Genomic DNA, 18,959 nt, shown 5'->3' with positions numbered 1-18,959 from the left:
ACATCATGAAATCGAGACAGAGATTGGTCGATACGCTGCCATGGCATGACGATGCGTTGCTGGCCGGATCGGATGGCGAGCCGGAACCGCTTACCGAATCCGAGCGCGCGTCCAGTTGGGACGACGACCGATGGCTTCTGCTTGACGCTGAGGCCCGGTATTTTGGAGGTATGGCATGAGCGAGATCGAAACCGGAGGCCGCGCGTTCCCATGGTGCGGCGATTTGAACGACATGCCGAGCATCAATCTCGGGTTGACGGCGCGTGATTACTTCATTGCGCATGCACCAGCAGAGCCGCAGCCGTGGTTTAAGCCAGTCATGCCACCCCCGCCTCCGAGCGTGCAAATTCCCGCCGAAATGACGGATGAAGAGCGCAATGAGTATTACGGCTGGGACGAATACCTCGGGATTGAAGATATGAAGTGTCCGCGCATACGCGACTACTGCGAGCGCGTGAACGCTCATCGAACTCTCGCTCAAGCATGGAATTCGGAGTTTGAGAAACAGCACTATGTGCAATGGCCGGCTGCGTGGGCCGACGCCATGCTCCGCGCGCGAGGTGCCGAATGAGCGCCACATACGACTACGACGACGGCATGACCGTCTGCATCTCCGACACCGGCCGCCAACGCCTGGCCGACGAGCAACGCCTAACCCGCCTCGACCGCCTGTACGTCGAGATCCGCATCTGCGCACTCGGCGGTGCATTGCTCACCATCGCTGGACTGATTACAAAACAACTACTGGGGATTTGACATGTTCGACGCATTTGAGGCCCAACGCAAAGCCATGCTTCGCCAGATGGTCGAGGCCGCAGACAACAGCCCTGAAGCGAAGCGCAAGCGGGCGATTGAAGCGCTGGGCGAGCGGTGGGTGTTTCATCCGAAGCATGCGCCCGAGCGAGGTGTCTACAACCCGTTGACGGGCCGGAGGTTGGCGTGAGCGATTGGGTTGAAATCCTTCGCCATACCATCGGCGCCGATCAGTACGGACATATCCGGCATGACCGGAACTACTTCATCACCGGCGAGGGCGGTAAGGACTGGCTAGCGTGCGTCGGGCTGGTCTCCGCTGGCTATATGACGAGTCGCAAGGGCAACGCGGCCACTGGCGGCGATGACATTTTCTTTGCAACCAGGGCAGGAAGGGAGTTCGTGCAACTCAACAACGAACCCGCGCCAGAGCCGCGCAAGCGCACGAAAGCGGACGAATGGCGTGATCGCGACGGCTGCGAATCATTCGGTGAGTTTTTGACGAACGGCCGCCTTCCGGTGTTCGAGCAGCGTCAAGCATACGGCAACGCGCCGCGCGATCGATACGGCTACGAATACCGCATGTACCGATACGAAGCCTATCCGTATGACTATCGACGCGACGTTGAGGGTGAATGGTGCGGCACGAAGAAAGAAGCCAAGGCGAGCTACAAGGCAGCGCTGAAAGAACGACAACGCGCGTCGGCTTGACGCACCGAGAACACAGAGAGGAAGGGGAAAGAGATGAAGGTAACGATCAAAGGTTTCATCAATGCCCGCAAAACATCGCGGTATGACCTGGACAAGCACGGCTATGTCGAGGGGATGGAGTTCGATTTCTCAACGTATGACCGCACTGCGCACGATTCCGAAATCGTCATCGTTCGCCAGCACGAGTTCGAGATCGACGTGCCGGATGACTTTGACCCGCGAGAGGGAATGGTCGCCAACCTGGAACGTGAGAAGCGCAAGTTGACGGCCGAATTTCAAGCACGAGTGACGCAGCTGAATTCGCGCATTCAGTCGCTTCTGGCGATCGAGAACAATCCTACGGAGGTAGCGTGAGCCAAGCCACGGAATTGACGGTCCCCGAGCGCGCAGCAGTAGCACTAGGCGCCGCAGAGCATGAAAAGACGCTAATCGAACTGTCGAAGAAATACGCCGACATCGTCGAGATCAAAAACCCGGCCGGGCGCGAGCAGGCTCATTCCGCCTACATGACGCTGAAGAACGCACGGATTGCCATCGAGAAGGCTGGCAAGGATGCACGGGACGATGCGACGAAGTTCAGTAAGGCGGTGATTCAGGAAGAGAAGCGCCTGATCGAGATCACCCAAGCTGAAGAGGCGCGGTTGCAGAAGCTGCGCGATGCGTGGGACGCAGAGGTAGAAGTCGAGCGGCAGCGCAAGGCCGCCGCGGACAAAGCCCGCATCGACGGCATCCGCGCCAAGATCGACGAGATCAAGGATTGCGTGGTCGTTGCGATGGGCCGCACTTCCGATGAACTTGAATCGGCGATCAGCGAACTGGAAACGACCGAGATCACGCTCGAAGAGTACTTCGAGTTCGCGGGCGAGGCCCAAGCCGCACAAATGGCGACGGTCGCCAAGCTGAAGGAAATGCTTATCGCCCAGATCGTGTTGGAAGTGGAGCAAGCCCGACTCGCCGCAGAGCGCGAATCGATCGAGCGCCAACGTGCGGAACTGGCCGAGCGGGAACGCAAGGCCGAAGCCGCCCGCCGTGAGCAGGAAGCGAAGGATAGGGCGGAGCGGGAGCGGGTTGAGGCTGAGCAGAGAGCCGCCCGGCAAGCAGAGGAAGCCAGGTTGCGGGCCGAACGCGAAGCCGCCGCGGCGAAGTTGCAAGCAGAGCGAGAAGCGGCAGAAGCCGAGCTTCGAAAGCAGCGCGAGGAAATCGCTCGCCAGCAAGCCGAGATTAACGCAGTGAAGGCCGAGCAGGAACGAGTCGAACGCGCGCGCCTGGCAGCGATTGAGGCTGAGGCACGGGCCAAACGTGAGGCAGAGGAAGCGGCAGCGCGAGCCGAGGCCGCCCGCATCCGCGCCGAACAGGATGCGGCGATTGCCGAGCAGAAGCGGCGCGAACGAGTCGAGTTCATCAAGAGCGGCCCGGGCGACGTTGAAATCCTAAATCTCGTGGCCAGCCACTACGGCGTTACGTATCAGACGGCATGCAACTGGGTCGGGAAGATCGAATTCATCGAATTTCCCGACACCATCGAATCGGAGAAAGCAGCATGAGCAACGCCGTCGCACTAATTACGGACGAGATTTACGGCGTCCGCGCCAGCTTCGAGGCTGTGAGCGTCGACAGGTCGATCAATTTTGAACGCGAGGCAGGATTCGCGATTCAGATGATTTCTGGAAACGACTATGCGCTCACGCAGGCGATGAACAACAAGCAGTCTGTCATCGATGCCGTGACGAACGTAGCCGCCATAGGGATCAGCCTGAACCCTGCCAAGAAGCAGGCCTATCTCGTTCCGCGTAAGGGCAAGATCTGTCTCGAAATCAGCTATATGGGCCTGATTGACCTCGCAATCCAAGACGGCGGGATCAAATGGGCGCAGGCACAACTGGTGCACGAGAAGGACACGTTTGCGCTCAACGGCATGGACAAGATGCCGCTGCACCAGTTCAACCCCTTCGCGAAGGACCGCAGCGAGATCGTCGGCGTCTATGTGGTCGTGAAGACGGCTGACGGCGAGTATCTGACGCACACGATGGATATTGACGCGGCCTACGCGATCCGCGATCGGTCGGAATCGTGGAAGCGCAACGGTCCCGGCAAGCGCGGGCCGTGGGAAACCGATCCGGGCGAGATGATCAAGAAAACGTGCGTGAAGCAGGCGTACAAATATTGGCCGAAGACCGACAGGCTTAACAAAGCGATCCACTTCCTAGACACGGAAGGAGGCGAGGGGCTGGAATCCATTCGGCCCCAGCAGTCTGCCGGTTGTGCGCCCGATGTCCTCACTGCATGGTGCAACAAGGCCAAAGAGGCAGCAAGTGAGGCGGCATTGCAAACGGTCTGGGAAGGCGGCCTGGCGATCATCAATGCGAGTGGCGATAAGAAGGCCTACGACACGTTCAAGGCGACCGTGAAGAACCGCAAGGAGGAACTGATGAGGGCTCCGGATGATGGCAAGACCATCGATATGCCAGCGACTACGCCGCAGCGCGAACCCGGCTCCGATGACGCGGAGTTGCAGGCCGATTTTCAACGTCAAATGGCTAAAGAAGGGGCGCCGCAATGATCCCGTACATTCTTTCTGAGCATGCCCAAGGGACACCCGAGTGGAAGGCGGATCGCGCTGGACGTGCGACCGGCTCCAAGGCGTCTGCGATCCTCGCTAAGGTCAAATCAGGCGAGGCAGCCACGCGGGCCGACTATCGCGTGCAACTGGCGCTTGAGCGCCTGCTGGGCGAACCTTGTGAAGATGAATTCACGTCGCGCGATATTCAGAACGGTATCGAGCGCGAGCCATTCGCCCGCATGGCTTACGAGGCGAAGACCGGCCTGTTCGTGCAGGAAGCCGGGTTCGCCTACTGGGAAAAGCTGATGGTCGGTTGCAGCGTCGATGGCTTCGCGGAACAGCGGCAGCGCAAAGGCTTCGTCGAGATCAAGTGCCCCAAGAGTAAGACGCACTTGGAATATTTGACAGGCAATCGCCTCCCGCCTGTCTACAAGCCTCAGGTGCTGCATAACTTCCTCATCACCAACGCCGACTTCGCAGACTTCATCTCGTTCGATCCGAAGATGCCCGAGAAGCTTCAACTGTTCGTCTTTCGCGTCGAGCGCGACGATGAAGAGATCCGGGCATACGAAGCGGAGTTGCGCCAGTTCCTGATCGAAGTCGATGCGACACACAAGCAACTGGCGTTGATGGCCGCCTAACTTTACTGCCGCAGCATCGCACGGATTGGCTAACGCGTATTCCCGGTAAGCCGATGCAGCGGCACCCCCCCAGCATCATCGTTGGCGCCCTTCCGGCTCCACGAGAGTGCGTGTGATTTTGCCGACGCCGGTATGGGTCGGCTTTTTTTCGAGGTCGATGAACGTGAGATTCCATATTCATTGCGTGAAAGGCGAAACCTTAGAGATGGTTGGCGATCCAGTCGATCTGCCGAACAATTGCGGCGAAACGTTCGTCGTTCACTTCAATCCTTTCTTCGATAAGCAAATAGTGCAGCTCGGCGTGCTGTTCGACATCGATGCCGAGCGTTTTCGAGTGACGCATGTGGGAACGGGTTTTCGGGTTGCGGGTGGCGACACAATCGATGAAGCAATCGGGTTTGCCATCGCAAAGATGAAAGACGCGGGCGAAGAAAAGATGCATTACGTACTTGATCGCGCCAGAGCTACGCTGTCTGCCGCTTAGCGATGAGTGAGGACGCCACGACCAACGCCCTAAACCTGCGCCTCATCGCAGCGATGGCCGAGAAGACAGCGCAAAGCGTAGAGCGCCGCGCGCTGTGGCCCGGCGAACTAGCGATGGCCGTCGCGCAGATGCAGAAATGGCTTGCTGAGATAAAGGATGGGTGATGACAGACGAACAGATCCGCAAGAGCATGACATCCGAGCAGATCCAGCTTGAGCGCAAGCTCACTTGTGAAGCGATCGACGGCGCAATGGCTTTTGGCTACCAGAACATGAATGTTCCGCCGAGCGATGATCATTGGCTCACGCCATACTGGAATATTGGACGCAAGCAGGCCGAACTCGAACTGCTATCTGCAAGCAAATCGGCCGCGCCGGATGGGTGGGGGCACGTCGCAATTGCAAATGAACTCTGGCAATTGGCCGAATGCGGTTACGAGCATTTTAGAAACGCTTTGGCTAACCACATCAAGAAGGCCTACCAAGACGGGTGGGATGATCGTAAAAACGGCATCGTATCAGTGACATATGGTGATTTGAAATGACACATGACGAGATCATGAAGACCGCGAGTTACTACTCTGATGTTGATAGTGGGGGTCGAATTCGGTTCGACGAAGACTCGCTGATGGATTTTGTACGCGCCTTGCTCCCCGCATCCCCTGCCGCGCCAGCGCAATCGGGGGAGGCGGTGGCTGGTTCGCCCGCGTATGCCCTGCGCGGACTCTACAAGCCTGCGATGGAGTATTTCATTGATGGCAAGCCTGTTACGCCCGATGAATACATCACGTGGCAAGCCGGAATTATTGAGGCAGTTACGAAGGCGAAACTGCCCGATCCGAAATATTACGGCGGCTCGGCAGAGGAAGGCGATCAACACGAAGTGAAATGTGCCTACGTGGACGGCTGGAATGAATGCCGCGCTTCGATCCTAGCCGCCCCGCAACCATCCCGGCCCGCATCTGCCGTGCAGGACGATGAGCGGGCGGCGTTTGAGGCGTGGGCACGCGTCGAGTTCGATCTACGGGCCGATGGTCTGACGCGGAATGGCCACGACTACAAGTACACCGCGATCTGCGACGCATGGGCAGCATGGCAAGCCCGCGCAGCATCCCCGCAAGCCACGGCGACGCAGCCAGCACAGACGGGGGAGGCGGTGTCTGCCAGTCATATGGACGAGATGAAGCAACGCGGACTTGATGAGTGCATTCGACGCGCTGAAGAACAGGGTATGAAGCAGGAAGAAGATGCTCGCCCGCATGGCTGGAAGGGCAACCCTGATATTGCGCCTCTCTCCACCCAGCCCGCGAAAGCTGGCAAAGCGTGCAAGTGCGCGAGACTTGGCTATTTCGCAGGCATTGTGCATCACCCGCTTTGCGACCAAGCTCCGGGGCAATCCGCCGCGGTGCTCGTTTCGCTGACACCGGAAGGCCGTGCGCTGTATGCGATGACCGCTGCCCAGCCAGAACCCGGATCAGGCAATGACTAAAGATGAACTGGAGCAATCGATCTACGCGCGAACGCGGCGTTATGTCGATGATGACGTAATGGACGCCGTTCTTGATCTGCTGGCTGCATCCCGCCGCGCTGCGCTAGAGGAAGCAGGCGCATTCATGGACGCGCGAGCCGATGAATTCGCGGCATGTGGCAATCACACTTCCGACACGATGGCGATGATTTATCGGTCAGAAGCCAACGCTATTCGCGTCCTCGCCAATGGAGACAAACAATGAGTTACCTGATTAACAAGCTTCGCGAGCGGGCCGCATACATACGAAGCATTTCCGCCCCAAGATACAAAGACCAGGCTGCCCAAATTTACGACGAAGCCGCCGATGCTCTCGAATCCGCGAACGCCCGCATTGCCTCCGTCGAATCAGATCTGGCATTCCAGAAGTCAGTAACCGACGCAGCGCGCCAGCATCAAACCGATTTGCTGGAGCGCGCCGAGGACGCAGAGGCCCGCACCGCTCTTGCATCGAGCGATGCGCAAGCCGAGGGTGGCAAGAGTGAGGCGGTGCCATTCGGCTGGATCGCGAGAAACGATTTCGACATAGGCGATGGTGTTGCCCTTGTCGGAGCCAAGGTTCGAGATGACGACGTTCCGCTCTACACCGCCCAGCCAGCCGAGTGCGCATCGCGTGATGTGTTGAAGGCGCTTTTCGAAGTGCTCATGCGCCGGAACATCGAAATCACAAGCGAGGTCTACCTGACCCTCCGATGCGTCGGCGTCCCACCTTCGAAGAAGGAATTTGTGGGCGCCATCGAGCAGGCAGCGAAGGAGAAGGCATGAAACGCGAATGGACATTCCGCGTCAAATGCTCCCATCCCGACTGCAAGGAATGGGACATATTCCGGTATGACACACAGCGGGACATGGTCAACAGTTTCGAGGTGAAGCATTACAGCGGCGACCGGTGGAAGTGCTTGCGACACAAAGAACCGAATCGGGTTCTGTCCGCAAGCAACCCGGAAACACGCTTCGAAGTCGTCTCCGACCAGAAGGAGCACGGCAGATTCTTCGGCAATAGCGGGCTCGTGACGGGGCCGGGATTCCTGGCCTATGCCGAAGACTTGCCGGCCGGCGCAAAGCTGATCATAACGGCACGGATTGAACTGCCGCCCGAACCAGGGCGCGACACAAAAACAATCGACATGTTTGCGGAGGCCAAATGATCCACGTACACGACAGAAGCAAAACCTACAGCCTTTGCATGAACATCGACGGCTTCATCCGCAATGCTCGCTACCCCAAAGGCTATAAAGGCCTCTTCGTTGAGGATGGGAAAGAGTTGAGCGCTCCCGAAGCACGAACGTTCCTCGCACTCGAAAAGGCCAAAGGCCGGGTTGTCATTCCGTGCTCGTCTGAGTGCGGCAATCCCTGCCAGCATTCCGACAACGGGTGCGCCGGGTTCGACTACGCGGGCGGCGGTTGTCCGGGGCGCTATACGAAGGAGACGGAATGACTCATGACAGCCTCCACGCATTCACCGAATCCGCCCGCTCAATCTCGCTATCAAAGCAACCCACCGCGCAGCAAGTACACGACGTGTGCTCGAAGTGCGTGCAGATGGCCGCGGACTATTTTGACGGGCCTGTCACGATGACGTTAGTTGGGTTGAGGGTGGTGCGGGAGCCGGTTAGGGCTAGGAGGGCGTGATGAAGATCCGAAAAATCGCGAAGCGAGCGCAAGAGGCGTCGCGTCGCTGGCAAGTTATGTTCGAAGAGTTCTATGACTGCTGGTACTTCGCGCCATTCGAAGATGCGTATGACTGCGGGCTAGGACATTGGACGGACAACACGTACTGCGATCACGGCGTTGCATACGCAAGCGCGTGCGAAGAATGCGGAGACTATGAAGATGATCGGTGACAAGTGCAGCCACGGTGTGAAGTGGGGCGATGAGTGCCGCGAGTGTCAGTTGGTCTGGGACCGCGAGTTGGTCAGGCGCTGGAAGCCGGAAGTTGAGGCAGCGGAGCGAAGGATTAGGGCGACCGAGGTCGCGATGATCAAAACGGAGTATGTGGAGGTGAAGGCGTGAGCGATCAAATAAAACCATGCGACTTGCCGTGCCCGAAGTGCGGCAGCGCCAACGTGATGCGTCGATTCTGGCCGAAGGGCGAGCGTCGGCAGGCGAAGGAGTACGGCATGCCCTCATATCGGTGGACGCGAGTCGTCGCCTGGAACGAATACGCAAACAGGGACCATCTGGTCCATCACTGCCGATGCTGCCAGTACGAGTGGCAGACGCTCCCAATGAAGGCGGAGAAGCAGGCGGCATGATCGAAGCAGCACAACGCATAATCGAAACCACAAAACGGATTTGGGGTTTGGGAGGTAGGGAATGAATACCCAGGGGACTATGATGGCTAGTCGGCTCATGTCGCCGGGCGACCTCGTCGAGATCACCGGCAAACGCCGTTACTCCAAGCAGGCGGAGTGGTTCAAGGATCAGTTCGGCGTGACGGTGACGCAGCGCGACGATCGCAGTATCGTCATGACCTGGTCGACGTATGAAGCGCTCGCGGCCAGAAAGGTCGGGCTTGCGACAAATGGCGACGGCCCGGGAATCGTTGAACTCTGCTTTGACTGACCATGGCCACACGCAAAAAAGCAAAATACCCGCGCGTCTATCCGAAGCACGGTGCATGGTACTGGGTCGAGCCGCGCACCGGTCAATGGATCAGGCTATGCGAACAGACCGAGCCCGAATCGAAACTGCTCGAGCGGCTCGGCCAGGAGCGCAAGCGTTTCGAGAGGCCGGAAGGGGTGGGCGACATGCGCCCACTGATCGACGAGTACGTGCAACTGCACAAGGCGAAGCACAAGGAGCGGGCGTGGAAAAGCTACGGCAAGTACGCCGGCAGCGGTTTCCGGAACGCGAACGTCAAAGATGTTCGGCCAACGCATGTATCGAAGTGGCTGAAGACAAAATACGAAGACAAATTGCCGATGCAACGCGTGATGCGCGCGTTCCTGTCAGGATTCTTTCAGTGGTGCGTCGATGACGGCAAGATCGACGCCAACCCATGCAAAGAAGTGAAGCTGAAGAAGCCAAAGCCGAGCACGGTCTACATTACAGACGAGCATTTTTCCGCCATCCGCGCCGCGATGGTCAGCTATGAGTACACCTGGCGGGGCAAAACCCTAACCTCTCACGTGAAGACCGGGGCGATGATGCAGTGCTTTGTCGACCTGTGCTATCTGACCATGCAGCGCTCAACCGAAATCCGGCTGCTCAAATGGTCGCAGGTCGACGAGGCGGCAGGCGTGATTCACTTCCTGCCTACCAAGACTGAGGATTCTAGCGGTATCGCAGTAGACATCGTGACCTCGCCCGAGATTGCCGCAGTCATTTCTCGCATCAGGGAGATCGACGGCAAGGTGAAGCGCATCGGCGAGGCGAACGTCATCCACGCGATAGACGGGTCGGAGTATGAGGCCACCGCCGTTCGGGCAGCATGGCTTCGGGCCGTCAAGCGGGTAGGATTGCAGGGCTTGGGGTACACGGTAAAGTCGATTCGAGCCAAGGGGCTAACAGACGCCAGCAAAGCTGGATATGACATTACAGACCTGCAGGAAGCAGCCGCGCACTCGACGTCGAAACAGACTGAGGATTACATCAAGCGGCGAACCGTGCCGGTCAGCGAGGTACGTCTAAAAATTCCCAAGCGCGCGTGAGGTCAGCAATTTATTAGACAGCGGTTAGACAGCGCATTAGACAGGTGCAAAAGGAAGATCCTGAAAGCGTTGCCTGGATTGACCGGAAAGCAGGATGAAAATCCATCGTGCGTCTGTTCCGTCGTCAGATGTGCGACGGAATAGCCGGTCAACCGCCCGCCTGCGGCCTGCCCTGAGTTTTCCCTCGTACCGCTGAACGGAATCGATACGGTCGCGTCATCGAGGTAAAAGCATGTCTGATTTTTCGGGTATCTGGGTTCCGCTCATCACGCCGTTCGCCGACGGCGCCGTCGATCACGCCGCCTTGCGCGCGCTGGTGCGCCGCTATGCCGACGCGGGCATCGCCGGGCTGGTCGCGCTCGGCACGACCGGCGAACCGGCCGCGCTCGACGCCGCCGAACAGGACGCCGTGCTGGCAACGATTCTCGACGTCGCACACGCCGCCGCTCATCACGCGCCTGCCGCGCGGGCGCTGCCGGTGCTGGTCGGCGTGTCGGGCAATCACACGGCGAGCATGCGCGAGCGGATCGGGCAACTGAACCCGCTGCCGATCGCCGGCGTGCTGATCGCCGCACCGTACTACATCCGGCCGTCGCAAGCGGGCATTGTCGGCCATTTCACCGCGCTTGCCGATGCAAGCGACAAGCCGGTCGTGCTGTACGACATTCCGTACCGCACCGGCGTGCGGCTCGAACTCGACACGCTGCTCACGCTCGCGGCGCATCCGCGGATTCGCGCTGTGAAGGATTGCGCGGGTTCGCTCGACACCACGCTCGCGCTGATCCGCGACGGCCGCCTGCAAGTGCTCGCCGGCGACGACATGGCGATCTTCAACACCCTTTGTTTGGGTGGCAGCGGGGCGATCGCGGCGTCCGCGCATCTGCGCCCGGAACGTTTCGTCGCGCTGTATCGCGCGCTGGCCGAGGGGCAACTCGCTGAGGGCCGACGCATTTTTCACGCGCTCACGCCGCTGATCCAGGCGGCGTTCGACGAACCGAATCCGGGGCCGGTGAAGTCACTGCTCGCCGCGCAAGGGCTGATCCGTGATGAACTGCGCATGCCGATGACGCGCGCGAGCGACACGCTAGCCGCGCGGCTCAAGATGCTCGATGGGCCTGACGAAATCGTGCAGGATACCGAACGATCGGCTTGAGCGGATCATCGCACAGCTTGCGCAACGGGAATGGCGGCGGCGCCTGCGGGACGTTGCTGATGCACCGCACGCGGCATGTCCGCGTGCCGCTCCGTATTTGAGATGGAGCGTCGCGCAGCCGGGCGATATTCGACGCCCTTTGTAATCTATCCGCCGCCGGCCTGTGTCCGGTGGATGTCGTATGCAGTCAGTCCCGTTCACCAATCTCCTGTCCCATTTCTCCTCGCGTCGCGTCGTGCACGCGTTCACGGTGTCCATGTCGCCATGCGTTCGCCGGGCCGCGTTTGCACGCCTTCGCACCGCGGGCACGGCGCGCGCGGGGAGCCGTTAATGGCTTCCGTGTTCCACGCCGGCAACTGGCTTTCCAGTGGCTCGGTCCGTTTCGTCACGCGCCGCACGGCGCTGTCGATCGCGCTCGGCGCAGCTTGCGGCGCGGCGCTGCTGGCGCTTGCCGGGGGCGTTGCGATCGGCATGCATTGGCCGGTCCATGAAGCGCCCGGCGCGCACGGCGACAAGCGCGTCGAACACGATTACGCAATCGATCAACTCGGCAAACTGAGCGCGTCGGTCGCGCAGATCGAGCCGCGCATCGCGCGGCTGACCGCGCAAGTCGACACGTTGCGGGATTTCGAAGCTCGCCTGAATACGCCGCGGCCGGCGCCGCGCGCATCGGGTGCGCCGAGTGCACCGGCTACGCCGGGCCCGGCGTCCGCAGTCGACATGTCGTCCACCGACGGCGCAGGCGGTCCCGCGTTGCCGCCCCGGCGCTGCAGCGAGCTGGTGCCGCTCACGCGCGGCCGCGCCGATGCCGCGCACACGCGCGAACAGCTCGATTGCATCGCCGCGACGCTGTCGGCGCTGGAGCAGCAGACCGCCGATCACGCGCTCGCGTACGCCGCCTTTCCCGGCCGCATGCCCGTCGACGGCGCTCGCTTTGGCTCGTCGTTCGGCAATCGCAGCGATCCGTTCACGCATCGATTGAGCTTTCACCCGGGCCTCGATCTGGTCGCCCGGACCGGCACGCCGATTCGGGCGGCCGCGGGCGGCCGCGTGGTGTTCGCCGGCGAGAAGGCGGGCTACGGGAACGCGGTCGAGATCGATCACGGCAACGGGCTCACGACGCGCTACGGTCACGCGTCGCGCATTGTCACGCATGTCGGCGAGCTGGTGCTGCCGCGCCAATATATTGCCGATGTCGGCTCCACCGGCCGCTCGACGGGGCCGCATCTGCATTTCGAAGTGCTCGTCAACGGCGCGCCGGTCAATCCCGCCGACTACCTCGCGCTGTTCGCGCCGACGCCTCATGGCTGAGTGGCGCATCGGCCGGCGCGTCGATCGCCGGGCAGGCCGCATCGCGCACGGTCTCAGCCGGCGCGACTATACGTTGCAGCCTGCGCGGCCATTGGCCTGGCGAATCGCCTTATGGTCCGCCGCGTGTCTGCTCAGCGCCGTGCTCGGCGCGACCGCGCTGGCCGGCTGGCACGCGTCGCGCGGCGGCGCGGCGGTGAAGTCATGCGCGGCTGAATCCGTCGACGAAGGCAACCAGCAGACGGAGCTGGCCCGTGCGCGGCTGGCGCTGGCGGAGGAGTCGGCCGCGCGCGCGGCGGTGCAGAAGGCAGCGGACAGCGCCGCCGCCGAGGTCGCCCGGCTCAGTGCGGAATTGCAGTTTTTGCGCGGTCAGAGCAACGCGCGGCCCGGCACGCCGCGACATTGAGCGAGCGCTGCAGCGGGTCGATCTAGACGAGTCGCCTCAACTAGCCACCGCAACAAACCACCCGTCCCGTCGGCCCAGCGCCATCACGCGACGATCCTTTTTATTTCCAGGAAACCATTATGTTTAGCAAGAAAAAACACACGGGCATCGAACAGACCAGGCTCGCGACCCTGATCGCCCAGGACGTGCGCATCACAGGCGACCTTCAGTTCAGCGAGGGCCTGCGCATGGACGGCCACGTGAAGGGCAACGTCAGCGGCGCGCCGGGCAGCCAGGCGCTGCTGGTGCTGAGCGACCGTGGCTCGATCGAGGGCACCGTGCACGGTTACGACGTGGTGGTCAACGGCAGGATCGTCGGCGATCTGATTGCCGATCACTTCGTCGAGTTGCAGGGCAACGCGCATGTGGTCGGCAACATCTATTACCAGCAACTGAGGATGGATTGCGGCGCGTCGGTGGACGGCAAGCTCACGCGGCGTGAAGCGGCGCAGATCGTGCAGGCTGCGCCGCCGCTTCTGGTCACGGCGAACGAATCCTCACGCGACGAACATAACGCACATAGCGAGCATAGCGAACGCAAGGCCGGCTAGCACAGCCTGCGTACCGCAACAAGACTGCAAGCGAGCCGGCGTGCTCACGCGGCCATCATGCGTCCCCTCAGCAGCGCGCCGAAGTCGTCAGCGCTGACGGGCTTGCCGAGCAGGAAGCCTTGCATCTCGTCGCAGCTCATCGAGCGCAGCAGCCCGAGTTGCGATTCGGTTTCGACGCCCTCGGCCACCACGTCCATTTCCAGCGAGTGCGCGAGCGCGATGATGGCCGACACGATCGCGCTGCCTTCCGCGCCGTGCTCGTCGAGTCCGTTGGTGAAGAAGCGGTCGATCTTCAATTGCTTCACGCGAAAACGCTGCAGATAAGCGAGGCTCGAATAGCCGGTGCCGAAATCGTCGATCGCGATCTCAAAGCCGCTCGCCTGAAACGCGTGGATCATCTCGACGGTTTTCTGCGCGTCCTGCATCGCCACGGTTTCGGTGATCTCGAACATGATCTGTTCGCACGCGACGCCTTCGGCCTTGACGATCTCCAGCATGTTCGCGACGAGGTCGGGCTGCAGAAGTTGACGCGGCGACAGGTTGATCGCCACCTTCATGGCCGGCAGACCCTGTTCGATCCAGCCGCGAATCCGCCGACAGGTTTCGCGCGCGACCCAGTAGCCGATCGGCACGATCTGGCCGGAGCGCTCGGCGATCGGAATGAACTCGGCCGGCGTCAAGGTGCCCAATTGCGGGTGATGCAAACGGATCAGCGCTTCGGCCCCCGCGAGCGAGTCGTTGCCGCCATGAAACTTCGGCTGGAACTCCAGCGAAAAAAGGCCCGCGGCGAGCCCCGCGTGCAACGCGCTCTGAATCTGCAGCGTGCGCGTGGCGGCCTCGTTCATGCTGCGCTCGAAGAAACGGTAGGTGCTGCGGCCCGCGCGCTTGGCTTCGTACATGGCCGCGTCCGCGTGCTTGAGCAGCGTTTCCACGGTGTCGCCGTCGTGCGGATAAAGCGCGATGCCGATGCTCGGCATGACCTGCAGCGGCTGCGAATCGGCCCACATGCCGCGGCGCATCCTTTCGAGCACGGCTTCGGCCAGCGCGGCCGCGTCTTCGCGCGAGCCGAGGTTTTCCGCCAGCACCACGAATTCGTCGCCGCCCAGCCGCGCGACGGTGTCGGCGGCGCGCACGCAGTGCTGCAGGCGCTGCGCGAACGCGGACAGCACGGCATCGCCGGCCGAGTGGCCGAGTGAATCGTTGATGGTCTTGAAGCCGTCGAGGTCCATGAAGAGGATCGCGAACGACGCGGGCTGACGGCGCGAGCCGTTGATCGCGCGTTCGATGCGCTCGGTCAGCGTGCTGCGGTTCGGCAGTCCGGTCAGCGTGTCGAGGGTGGCGAGCCGCACGATCTGTCCGTTCAGCCGCGACACCGCGCCGGTGAGCAAACTGGTGCGCGCGTCGAAGCGCGACAGCATCAGCGTGAGGATCAGGATCGCGAACGTGAGCAGGATCAGCGAGGTCGCGAGCCATGCGGCATTCACGTCTTTGGCCGCGCCGCAGATGGCGCCTGGTGCGAAGTCGGCCGCGGCCATGCCCGCGTAGTGCATGCCGCTGATCGCGATGCCCATCACCAGCGCCGCAGCGAAGCGCTTGCGCACCACGTGTCGCGCTTCGTCATTGCTGAGCGCCTGCGCCATCCACAGCGCGGCGCTCGACGCGCCGATCGCAATCACCAGCGAGCCTGCGAACCACGCCGGCTGGTAGTGGATCGCGGGCGTCATCTGCAGCGCCGCCATGCCGGTGTAGTGCATGCCGGCGATGCCGAAGCCCATCAGCACGCCGCCTGCCAGCAGGCGGCCGGGTGTGAGCCGGGCCTGGGTCGTGACGAATAGCGCCAGGTACGACACACCGATCGCGAGCCCGAGCGAGCAGGCAGTGGTCGCGAGGTCGTAGCCGAGCGGGATCGGCAGCGAAAACGCCAGCATCGCGATGAAGTGCATCGACCAGATGCCGACGCCGAGCGCGAGCGCGCCGCCCAGGCGCCACGCGTGCCGCAGCCGCGCTGACGCCAGCAGGAAAATGCGGCCGGTCAGGTCGAGCGCCGTGTATGACGCCAGCGTGGCGACCACGAAAGAAATCGCCACGAGCCAAAAGTTATATGAACTCTGCATGTTAGTTCCAACCGCCGGGAAGGAAGCGGGTCAACATGTTATCGACCGTTCGTGGGGTTTATTTAGCCAATCGTCATATTTAGCCGATGGCCGGCAGGGGACGATCCTGCCGTGCGGCAGGTTGAGCGCGCCCCGCATGTGGCTCTGCGCGAACAGCGGCGGGCGGCGCACGTCGAGCAGCACGAAAGCGGGCGCGCCGCTCGCGAGCGCCGCAGGACTGTCGGCGGCGGGAATGGGAATGAGCGGCGGATGGCGGAAGTCAGTGGCTGTGAACACAAGACCCGACAAGGAGCGCGATGCCGCGGCCGAACCCGGTCCGCGCTCATAGCCTGGCGTACCCTTCGCGCGCTTCATGCGTCAGGCGGTGTCGACCCCCTCGGCCGTCAATTGCCGCAACTGTTCGAGCAACTTCACCGCGGGGCTCGGCAGGATGCCTTGCCGCCGTCGGAACGCCGTGAGCGTGCGCCGCCCGACAACGCCCGGCAAGCCGAGCGTATCGAACACGCCAGCCTTGCTCTCGGTCACATACATCGTCGACGCCATCCAGCTCAAAAAACCGGAGCGCGCGACGAGGCTCTTCAACACGGTGATCGAGCGCGTTTCGACAACCACGTTCGGCAGGCCCAGGCCCTGGTCCGCAAAGACGCGCTGCATGTGCTCGAACGGTCCGGTGCCGCGCGGCGGAATCGCCCAACGTTCGTCCAGCGTGTCGGCGAGCGTGAGGTGGGGCTTGCGCCGCAGCGGATGATCGGGCGCCGCGACCACGTAGCTTGCGTCTTCCCAGCGGCAATCGGCGATGGCCGTGATTTCTCCGGTGTCGGGCACGGCCATGCTGAGCGCGAGATCGATCTCGCGCTTGACGAGCGCATCGGCGAGCCGGTCCCATACGCCTTCGATAATCTGCACGCGCAGATTCGGCCACTTGCCGAGCACGCCGCTCACCGCGAGCGGCAGCACGAGGCTCGCGATGCTGCCCACCGCACCCACGCGGATCGTGCCGCGCGCGAGTCCGCGCAACGCGTCGATTTCCTCGCGTGCCTGCTCGGCTTCGCGTTGCAGGAGGATGGCGTGCGGCAGCAGCGCCTCGCCGATCGCGGTCAGATGCATGCCCCGCGAGTGGCGCTCGAAAAGCGGCGCGCCGACCTGTTCCTCGAGACGCCGGATGGTCCGGCTCAAAGCCGGCTGGGTAATGTGCAGGGCTTGCGCCGCGCGGCCGAGGCTGCCGCTCTCGACGATCGTCGCAAACGCCTGAAGTTGCTGGAGGTTGTAAGTCATGCCGAAAGGTAATGCCTTTTTACGATTTAGGCAATTTTCGGTGACCCAGGCTACCGCGATAATGACCGTTCGATTTTCGCGCTCACCAGACAGGAGGCCTCGCATGACACCCAGCGCGCCGCAACAGAATCACGGCCAGGCAAACGAACAGGGCGCGGGCTGCGCCCGCCCATGGACCGTACGTGACGCGGTCATCGACTTCGCGCGTCGCGTCGGCATGACGTCGATCTTCGCGAACCCCGGTTCGACCGAGTTGCCGATGTTCCGCGATTTCCCCGCTGATTTCCGCTACGTGCTGGGTCTGCAGGAAGCCGTGGTGGTCGGCATGGCTGACGGCTACGCGCAGGCCACCGGCAACGCGGCGCTGGTGAACCTGCACTCGGCGGCGGGTGTCGGCAACGCGATGGGCAACATCTTCACGGCGTTTCGCAACCGTACGCCGCTCGTGGTCACCGCCGGCCAGCAGGCGCGCTCGATCCTGCCATTCGATCCGTTTCTCGCCGCCACGCAGGCCACCGAGTTGCCGAAGCCCTACGTCAAATGGAGCATCGAACCGGCGCGCGCGCAGGACGTGCCGCTCGCGATAGCGCGTGCGTACGCGATCGCGATGCAGGAGCCGCGCGGTCCCGTGTTCGTGTCGATTCCCGCCGACGACTGGGAGCAGGCCGCCGAGCCCGTGCCGCTGCGCGAGGTCGCGCACACGATGCGTCCCGAGCCCGCGATGCTCGAGCGCATCGGCGCGTTGCTCGACGCGTGCGAGCGGCCCGCGTTCGTGGTTGGCGGCGCGGTGGATCGCGCGGATGCGACGGCGGACGTCGTGCGGCTCGCGGAGCGCCATCACGCGCGAGTCTATGTCGCGCCGATGACGGGCCGTTGCAGCTTCCCCGAGAACCATCGCCTGTTTGCAGGTTTTCTGCCCGCGATGCGCGAGCGCATCGTCGAGTTGCTTGGCGGCCATGACGTGATCTTCGTGATCGGCGCGCCCGCGTTTACGTATCACGTCGAAGGCAACGGCCCACACGTGCCGCTGGGCGCCCAGCTGTGCCAGTTGATCGACGACCCCGGCGTGGCCGCGTGGACGCCGCAAGGCATCGCGGCGGTCGGCAACGTGCGGCTCGGCGTGCAGGATCTGCTCGCGCGCGCCGCGCCGAAAGCGCGCGACTTGCCCGCGCCGCGCGCCGTGCCGCCGCGCGCGCTGCCGCCGGCGGGCAGCGGCGAGCGCATGTCGGTGGCGTTCGCGTTGCAGACGCTCGCTGAAGTGCGCGATCCGGAAGGCATCGTCGTCGAGGAGGCGCCGAGCGCCCGGCCCGTGATGCAAACCTACCTGCCCATCACGCGTGCCGGTGGATTTCTCACGATGGACAGCGGCGGCCTCGGCTACGGAATGCCGGCGGCGGTCGGCGTGGCGCTGGCGCGGCCGGGCCAGCGCGTGATCGCGCTGATCGGCGACGGCTCCAGCATGTACTCGATCCAGGCGATCTGGAGCGCGGTGCAGATGCAGCTGCCGATTACATTCGTGATCCTGAACAATACGCGCTACGCCGCGCTGCAGGACTTCGCACCCGTATTCGGGTTTGCGCCGGGCGAGACGGTGCAGGGCACGGACCTGCCGGGTCTCGACTTCGTGACGCTCGCGATGGGCATGGGCTGCCCCGGCGAGCGCGTGAGCGACGCGGCGAAACTCGCCGACGTGTTGCGCAATGCGCTCGCGATGCACGGTCCGAAAAACGGCCCGATGCTCGTCGAAGCGATGGTCGCGTAACGGGCACTTTCCACCAGAACAA

Annotated in this window: 27 protein-coding genes; 24 read left to right on the top strand and 3 right to left on the bottom strand. The window is 62.5% G+C overall.

Translation table 11 applies throughout. From position 1 onward, the window contains the following. The first annotated feature begins 175 nt into the window (after positions 1-175). From FVF58_RS09350 to FVF58_RS09245, 23 genes are all read left to right on the top strand, one after another. The gene (locus FVF58_RS09350; RefSeq protein WP_188130763.1) at positions 176-571 is read left to right on the top strand and encodes a hypothetical protein; all 396 of its coding nucleotides are present in this window, start codon (positions 176-178) and stop codon (positions 569-571) included. Beyond that, a complete protein-coding gene (locus tag FVF58_RS09345; RefSeq protein ID WP_149669619.1) occupies positions 568-756 on the top strand; it encodes a hypothetical protein in 189 nt (62 codons plus the stop codon). The genes FVF58_RS09350 and FVF58_RS09345 overlap by 4 nt, the downstream gene beginning before the upstream one ends. A 1-nt stretch (position 757) precedes the next feature. Next, complete coding sequence (locus FVF58_RS09340; protein WP_149669618.1) at positions 758-943, top strand: hypothetical protein; 186 nt, start codon at positions 758-760, stop codon at positions 941-943. Continuing rightward, complete coding sequence (locus FVF58_RS09335) at positions 940-1,464, top strand: hypothetical protein (RefSeq protein WP_149669617.1); 525 nt, start codon at positions 940-942, stop codon at positions 1,462-1,464. The genes FVF58_RS09340 and FVF58_RS09335 overlap by 4 nt, the downstream gene beginning before the upstream one ends. A 33-nt stretch (positions 1,465-1,497) precedes the next feature. Further along, complete coding sequence (locus FVF58_RS09330; RefSeq protein WP_149669616.1) at positions 1,498-1,818, top strand: hypothetical protein; 321 nt, start codon at positions 1,498-1,500, stop codon at positions 1,816-1,818. Beyond that, positions 1,815-3,008: a coiled-coil domain-containing protein gene (locus tag FVF58_RS09325; RefSeq protein ID WP_149669615.1), complete on the top strand. Its 1,194-nt coding sequence runs from the start codon at positions 1,815-1,817 to the stop codon at positions 3,006-3,008. The genes FVF58_RS09330 and FVF58_RS09325 overlap by 4 nt, the downstream gene beginning before the upstream one ends. After that, entirely contained in the window at positions 3,005-4,024 is a 1,020-nt protein-coding gene (locus FVF58_RS09320; RefSeq protein ID WP_149669614.1) for a recombinase RecT, read from the top strand. Before FVF58_RS09325 ends, FVF58_RS09320 begins: the two co-directional genes overlap by 4 nt. Next, complete coding sequence (locus FVF58_RS09315; RefSeq protein ID WP_223191137.1) at positions 4,021-4,665, top strand: lambda exonuclease family protein; 645 nt, start codon at positions 4,021-4,023, stop codon at positions 4,663-4,665. The genes FVF58_RS09320 and FVF58_RS09315 overlap by 4 nt, the downstream gene beginning before the upstream one ends. 112 nt (positions 4,666-4,777) lie before the next feature. After that, positions 4,778-5,149 carry a hypothetical protein gene (locus tag FVF58_RS09310; protein WP_149669613.1) on the top strand — a complete coding sequence of 124 codons (372 nt, stop codon included), beginning with the start codon at positions 4,778-4,780 and terminating at the stop codon, positions 5,147-5,149. Positions 5,150-5,151: 2 nt separating this feature from the next. Next, positions 5,152-5,313 carry a hypothetical protein gene (locus tag FVF58_RS51305; protein ID WP_188130762.1) on the top strand — a complete coding sequence of 54 codons (162 nt, stop codon included), beginning with the start codon at positions 5,152-5,154 and terminating at the stop codon, positions 5,311-5,313. Continuing rightward, positions 5,313-5,693, top strand: coding sequence for a hypothetical protein (locus FVF58_RS09305; protein ID WP_149669612.1), 381 nt, complete (start codon positions 5,313-5,315; stop codon positions 5,691-5,693). Before FVF58_RS51305 ends, FVF58_RS09305 begins: the two co-directional genes overlap by 1 nt. Then, a complete protein-coding gene (locus tag FVF58_RS09300; RefSeq protein WP_149669611.1) occupies positions 5,690-6,637 on the top strand; it encodes a phiTE_015 family protein in 948 nt (315 codons plus the stop codon). The genes FVF58_RS09305 and FVF58_RS09300 overlap by 4 nt, the downstream gene beginning before the upstream one ends. Then, positions 6,630-6,881: a hypothetical protein gene (locus FVF58_RS09295; RefSeq protein WP_149669610.1), complete on the top strand. Its 252-nt coding sequence runs from the start codon at positions 6,630-6,632 to the stop codon at positions 6,879-6,881. Before FVF58_RS09300 ends, FVF58_RS09295 begins: the two co-directional genes overlap by 8 nt. Beyond that, positions 6,878-7,441: a hypothetical protein gene (locus FVF58_RS09290; protein WP_149669609.1), complete on the top strand. Its 564-nt coding sequence runs from the start codon at positions 6,878-6,880 to the stop codon at positions 7,439-7,441. Before FVF58_RS09295 ends, FVF58_RS09290 begins: the two co-directional genes overlap by 4 nt. After that, positions 7,438-7,824 (top strand): hypothetical protein, encoded by a 387-nt coding sequence (locus tag FVF58_RS09285; RefSeq protein WP_149669608.1) that lies wholly within the window; start codon positions 7,438-7,440, stop codon positions 7,822-7,824. Before FVF58_RS09290 ends, FVF58_RS09285 begins: the two co-directional genes overlap by 4 nt. Positions 7,825-7,862: 38 nt before the next feature. Beyond that, a complete protein-coding gene (locus FVF58_RS09280; RefSeq protein WP_149669607.1) occupies positions 7,863-8,114 on the top strand; it encodes a hypothetical protein in 252 nt (83 codons plus the stop codon). Between the two features lie 389 nt (positions 8,115-8,503). Then, complete coding sequence (locus FVF58_RS09275) at positions 8,504-8,689, top strand: hypothetical protein (RefSeq protein ID WP_149669606.1); 186 nt, start codon at positions 8,504-8,506, stop codon at positions 8,687-8,689. Positions 8,690-8,992: 303 nt separating this feature from the next. Further along, positions 8,993-9,241: a DUF4224 domain-containing protein gene (locus FVF58_RS09270; RefSeq protein ID WP_246216991.1), complete on the top strand. Its 249-nt coding sequence runs from the start codon at positions 8,993-8,995 to the stop codon at positions 9,239-9,241. A gap of 2 nt (positions 9,242-9,243) precedes the next feature. Further along, positions 9,244-10,329: a site-specific integrase gene (locus FVF58_RS09265; RefSeq protein ID WP_149669605.1), complete on the top strand. Its 1,086-nt coding sequence runs from the start codon at positions 9,244-9,246 to the stop codon at positions 10,327-10,329. A 232-nt stretch (positions 10,330-10,561) separates the two neighbouring features. After that, on the top strand, positions 10,562-11,482 hold the full coding sequence (dapA, locus tag FVF58_RS09260; protein WP_149669604.1) for a 4-hydroxy-tetrahydrodipicolinate synthase: 921 nt from the start codon (positions 10,562-10,564) through the stop codon (positions 11,480-11,482). A gap of 330 nt (positions 11,483-11,812) precedes the next feature. Then, on the top strand, positions 11,813-12,793 hold the full coding sequence (locus FVF58_RS09255) for a M23 family metallopeptidase (protein ID WP_149669603.1): 981 nt from the start codon (positions 11,813-11,815) through the stop codon (positions 12,791-12,793). After that, positions 12,786-13,196: a hypothetical protein gene (locus FVF58_RS09250; RefSeq protein WP_149669602.1), complete on the top strand. Its 411-nt coding sequence runs from the start codon at positions 12,786-12,788 to the stop codon at positions 13,194-13,196. The genes FVF58_RS09255 and FVF58_RS09250 overlap by 8 nt, the downstream gene beginning before the upstream one ends. 119 nt (positions 13,197-13,315) lie before the next feature. After that, entirely contained in the window at positions 13,316-13,786 is a 471-nt protein-coding gene (locus tag FVF58_RS09245; protein ID WP_149669601.1) for a bactofilin family protein, read from the top strand. 44 nt (positions 13,787-13,830) lie between these two features. Here the strand turns inward: FVF58_RS09245 and FVF58_RS09240 are convergent, their stop codons facing one another. From FVF58_RS09240 to FVF58_RS09230, 3 genes are read right to left on the bottom strand one after another with little or no spacing between them, the layout of a single operon-like run. Next, complete coding sequence (locus FVF58_RS09240) at positions 13,831-15,900, bottom strand: putative bifunctional diguanylate cyclase/phosphodiesterase (protein ID WP_149669600.1); 2,070 nt, start codon at positions 15,898-15,900, stop codon at positions 13,831-13,833. A gap of 30 nt (positions 15,901-15,930) precedes the next feature. Next, a complete protein-coding gene (locus FVF58_RS54675; RefSeq protein WP_425468940.1) occupies positions 15,931-16,254 on the bottom strand; it encodes a rhodanese-like domain-containing protein in 324 nt (107 codons plus the stop codon). A 3-nt stretch (positions 16,255-16,257) separates the two neighbouring features. Next, complete coding sequence (locus tag FVF58_RS09230; protein ID WP_149669599.1) at positions 16,258-17,175, bottom strand: LysR family transcriptional regulator; 918 nt, start codon at positions 17,173-17,175, stop codon at positions 16,258-16,260. 103 nt (positions 17,176-17,278) lie between these two features. Here FVF58_RS09230 and mdlC point away from each other — a divergent pair, with 103 nt between their 5' ends. Then, positions 17,279-18,937 (top strand): benzoylformate decarboxylase, encoded by a 1,659-nt coding sequence (gene mdlC / locus FVF58_RS09225; protein WP_149669598.1) that lies wholly within the window; start codon positions 17,279-17,281, stop codon positions 18,935-18,937. Positions 18,938-18,959: the final 22 nt, after the last annotated feature.

This window comes from Paraburkholderia panacisoli (genome assembly GCF_008369935.1).
Taxonomy (GTDB): domain Bacteria; phylum Pseudomonadota; class Gammaproteobacteria; order Burkholderiales; family Burkholderiaceae; genus Paraburkholderia; species Paraburkholderia panacisoli.
The sequence above is the reverse complement of the archived record's forward strand: the minus strand, read 5'-3'. Positions and strand labels throughout refer to the sequence as shown.

Coding starts and splice junctions, on each gene's coding strand:
- FVF58_RS09250 (WP_149669602.1), top strand. CDS start 12,786: ATGGCTGAGTGGCGCATCGGCCGGCGCGTCGATCGCCGGGCAGGCCGC.
- FVF58_RS09300 (WP_149669611.1), top strand. CDS start 5,690: ATGACACATGACGAGATCATGAAGACCGCGAGTTACTACTCTGATGTT.
- FVF58_RS09330 (WP_149669616.1), top strand. CDS start 1,498: ATGAAGGTAACGATCAAAGGTTTCATCAATGCCCGCAAAACATCGCGG.
- FVF58_RS09345 (WP_149669619.1), top strand. CDS start 568: ATGAGCGCCACATACGACTACGACGACGGCATGACCGTCTGCATCTCC.
- FVF58_RS09340 (WP_149669618.1), top strand. CDS start 758: ATGTTCGACGCATTTGAGGCCCAACGCAAAGCCATGCTTCGCCAGATG.
- FVF58_RS09230 (WP_149669599.1), bottom strand. CDS start 17,175: ATGACTTACAACCTCCAGCAACTTCAGGCGTTTGCGACGATCGTCGAG.
- FVF58_RS09305 (WP_149669612.1), top strand. CDS start 5,313: ATGACAGACGAACAGATCCGCAAGAGCATGACATCCGAGCAGATCCAG.
- FVF58_RS09245 (WP_149669601.1), top strand. CDS start 13,316: ATGTTTAGCAAGAAAAAACACACGGGCATCGAACAGACCAGGCTCGCG.
- dapA (WP_149669604.1), top strand. CDS start 10,562: ATGTCTGATTTTTCGGGTATCTGGGTTCCGCTCATCACGCCGTTCGCC.
- FVF58_RS54675 (WP_425468940.1), bottom strand. CDS start 16,254: ATGAAGCGCGCGAAGGGTACGCCAGGCTATGAGCGCGGACCGGGTTCG.
- FVF58_RS09350 (WP_188130763.1), top strand. CDS start 176: ATGAGCGAGATCGAAACCGGAGGCCGCGCGTTCCCATGGTGCGGCGAT.
- FVF58_RS09270 (WP_246216991.1), top strand. CDS start 8,993: ATGAATACCCAGGGGACTATGATGGCTAGTCGGCTCATGTCGCCGGGC.
- FVF58_RS09315 (WP_223191137.1), top strand. CDS start 4,021: ATGATCCCGTACATTCTTTCTGAGCATGCCCAAGGGACACCCGAGTGG.
- FVF58_RS09265 (WP_149669605.1), top strand. CDS start 9,244: ATGGCCACACGCAAAAAAGCAAAATACCCGCGCGTCTATCCGAAGCAC.
- FVF58_RS09290 (WP_149669609.1), top strand. CDS start 6,878: ATGAGTTACCTGATTAACAAGCTTCGCGAGCGGGCCGCATACATACGA.
- FVF58_RS09275 (WP_149669606.1), top strand. CDS start 8,504: ATGAAGATGATCGGTGACAAGTGCAGCCACGGTGTGAAGTGGGGCGAT.
- FVF58_RS09295 (WP_149669610.1), top strand. CDS start 6,630: ATGACTAAAGATGAACTGGAGCAATCGATCTACGCGCGAACGCGGCGT.
- FVF58_RS09255 (WP_149669603.1), top strand. CDS start 11,813: ATGGCTTCCGTGTTCCACGCCGGCAACTGGCTTTCCAGTGGCTCGGTC.
- FVF58_RS09320 (WP_149669614.1), top strand. CDS start 3,005: ATGAGCAACGCCGTCGCACTAATTACGGACGAGATTTACGGCGTCCGC.
- FVF58_RS09240 (WP_149669600.1), bottom strand. CDS start 15,900: ATGCAGAGTTCATATAACTTTTGGCTCGTGGCGATTTCTTTCGTGGTC.
- FVF58_RS09285 (WP_149669608.1), top strand. CDS start 7,438: ATGAAACGCGAATGGACATTCCGCGTCAAATGCTCCCATCCCGACTGC.
- FVF58_RS51305 (WP_188130762.1), top strand. CDS start 5,152: ATGAGTGAGGACGCCACGACCAACGCCCTAAACCTGCGCCTCATCGCA.
- mdlC (WP_149669598.1), top strand. CDS start 17,279: ATGACACCCAGCGCGCCGCAACAGAATCACGGCCAGGCAAACGAACAG.
- FVF58_RS09280 (WP_149669607.1), top strand. CDS start 7,863: ATGAACATCGACGGCTTCATCCGCAATGCTCGCTACCCCAAAGGCTAT.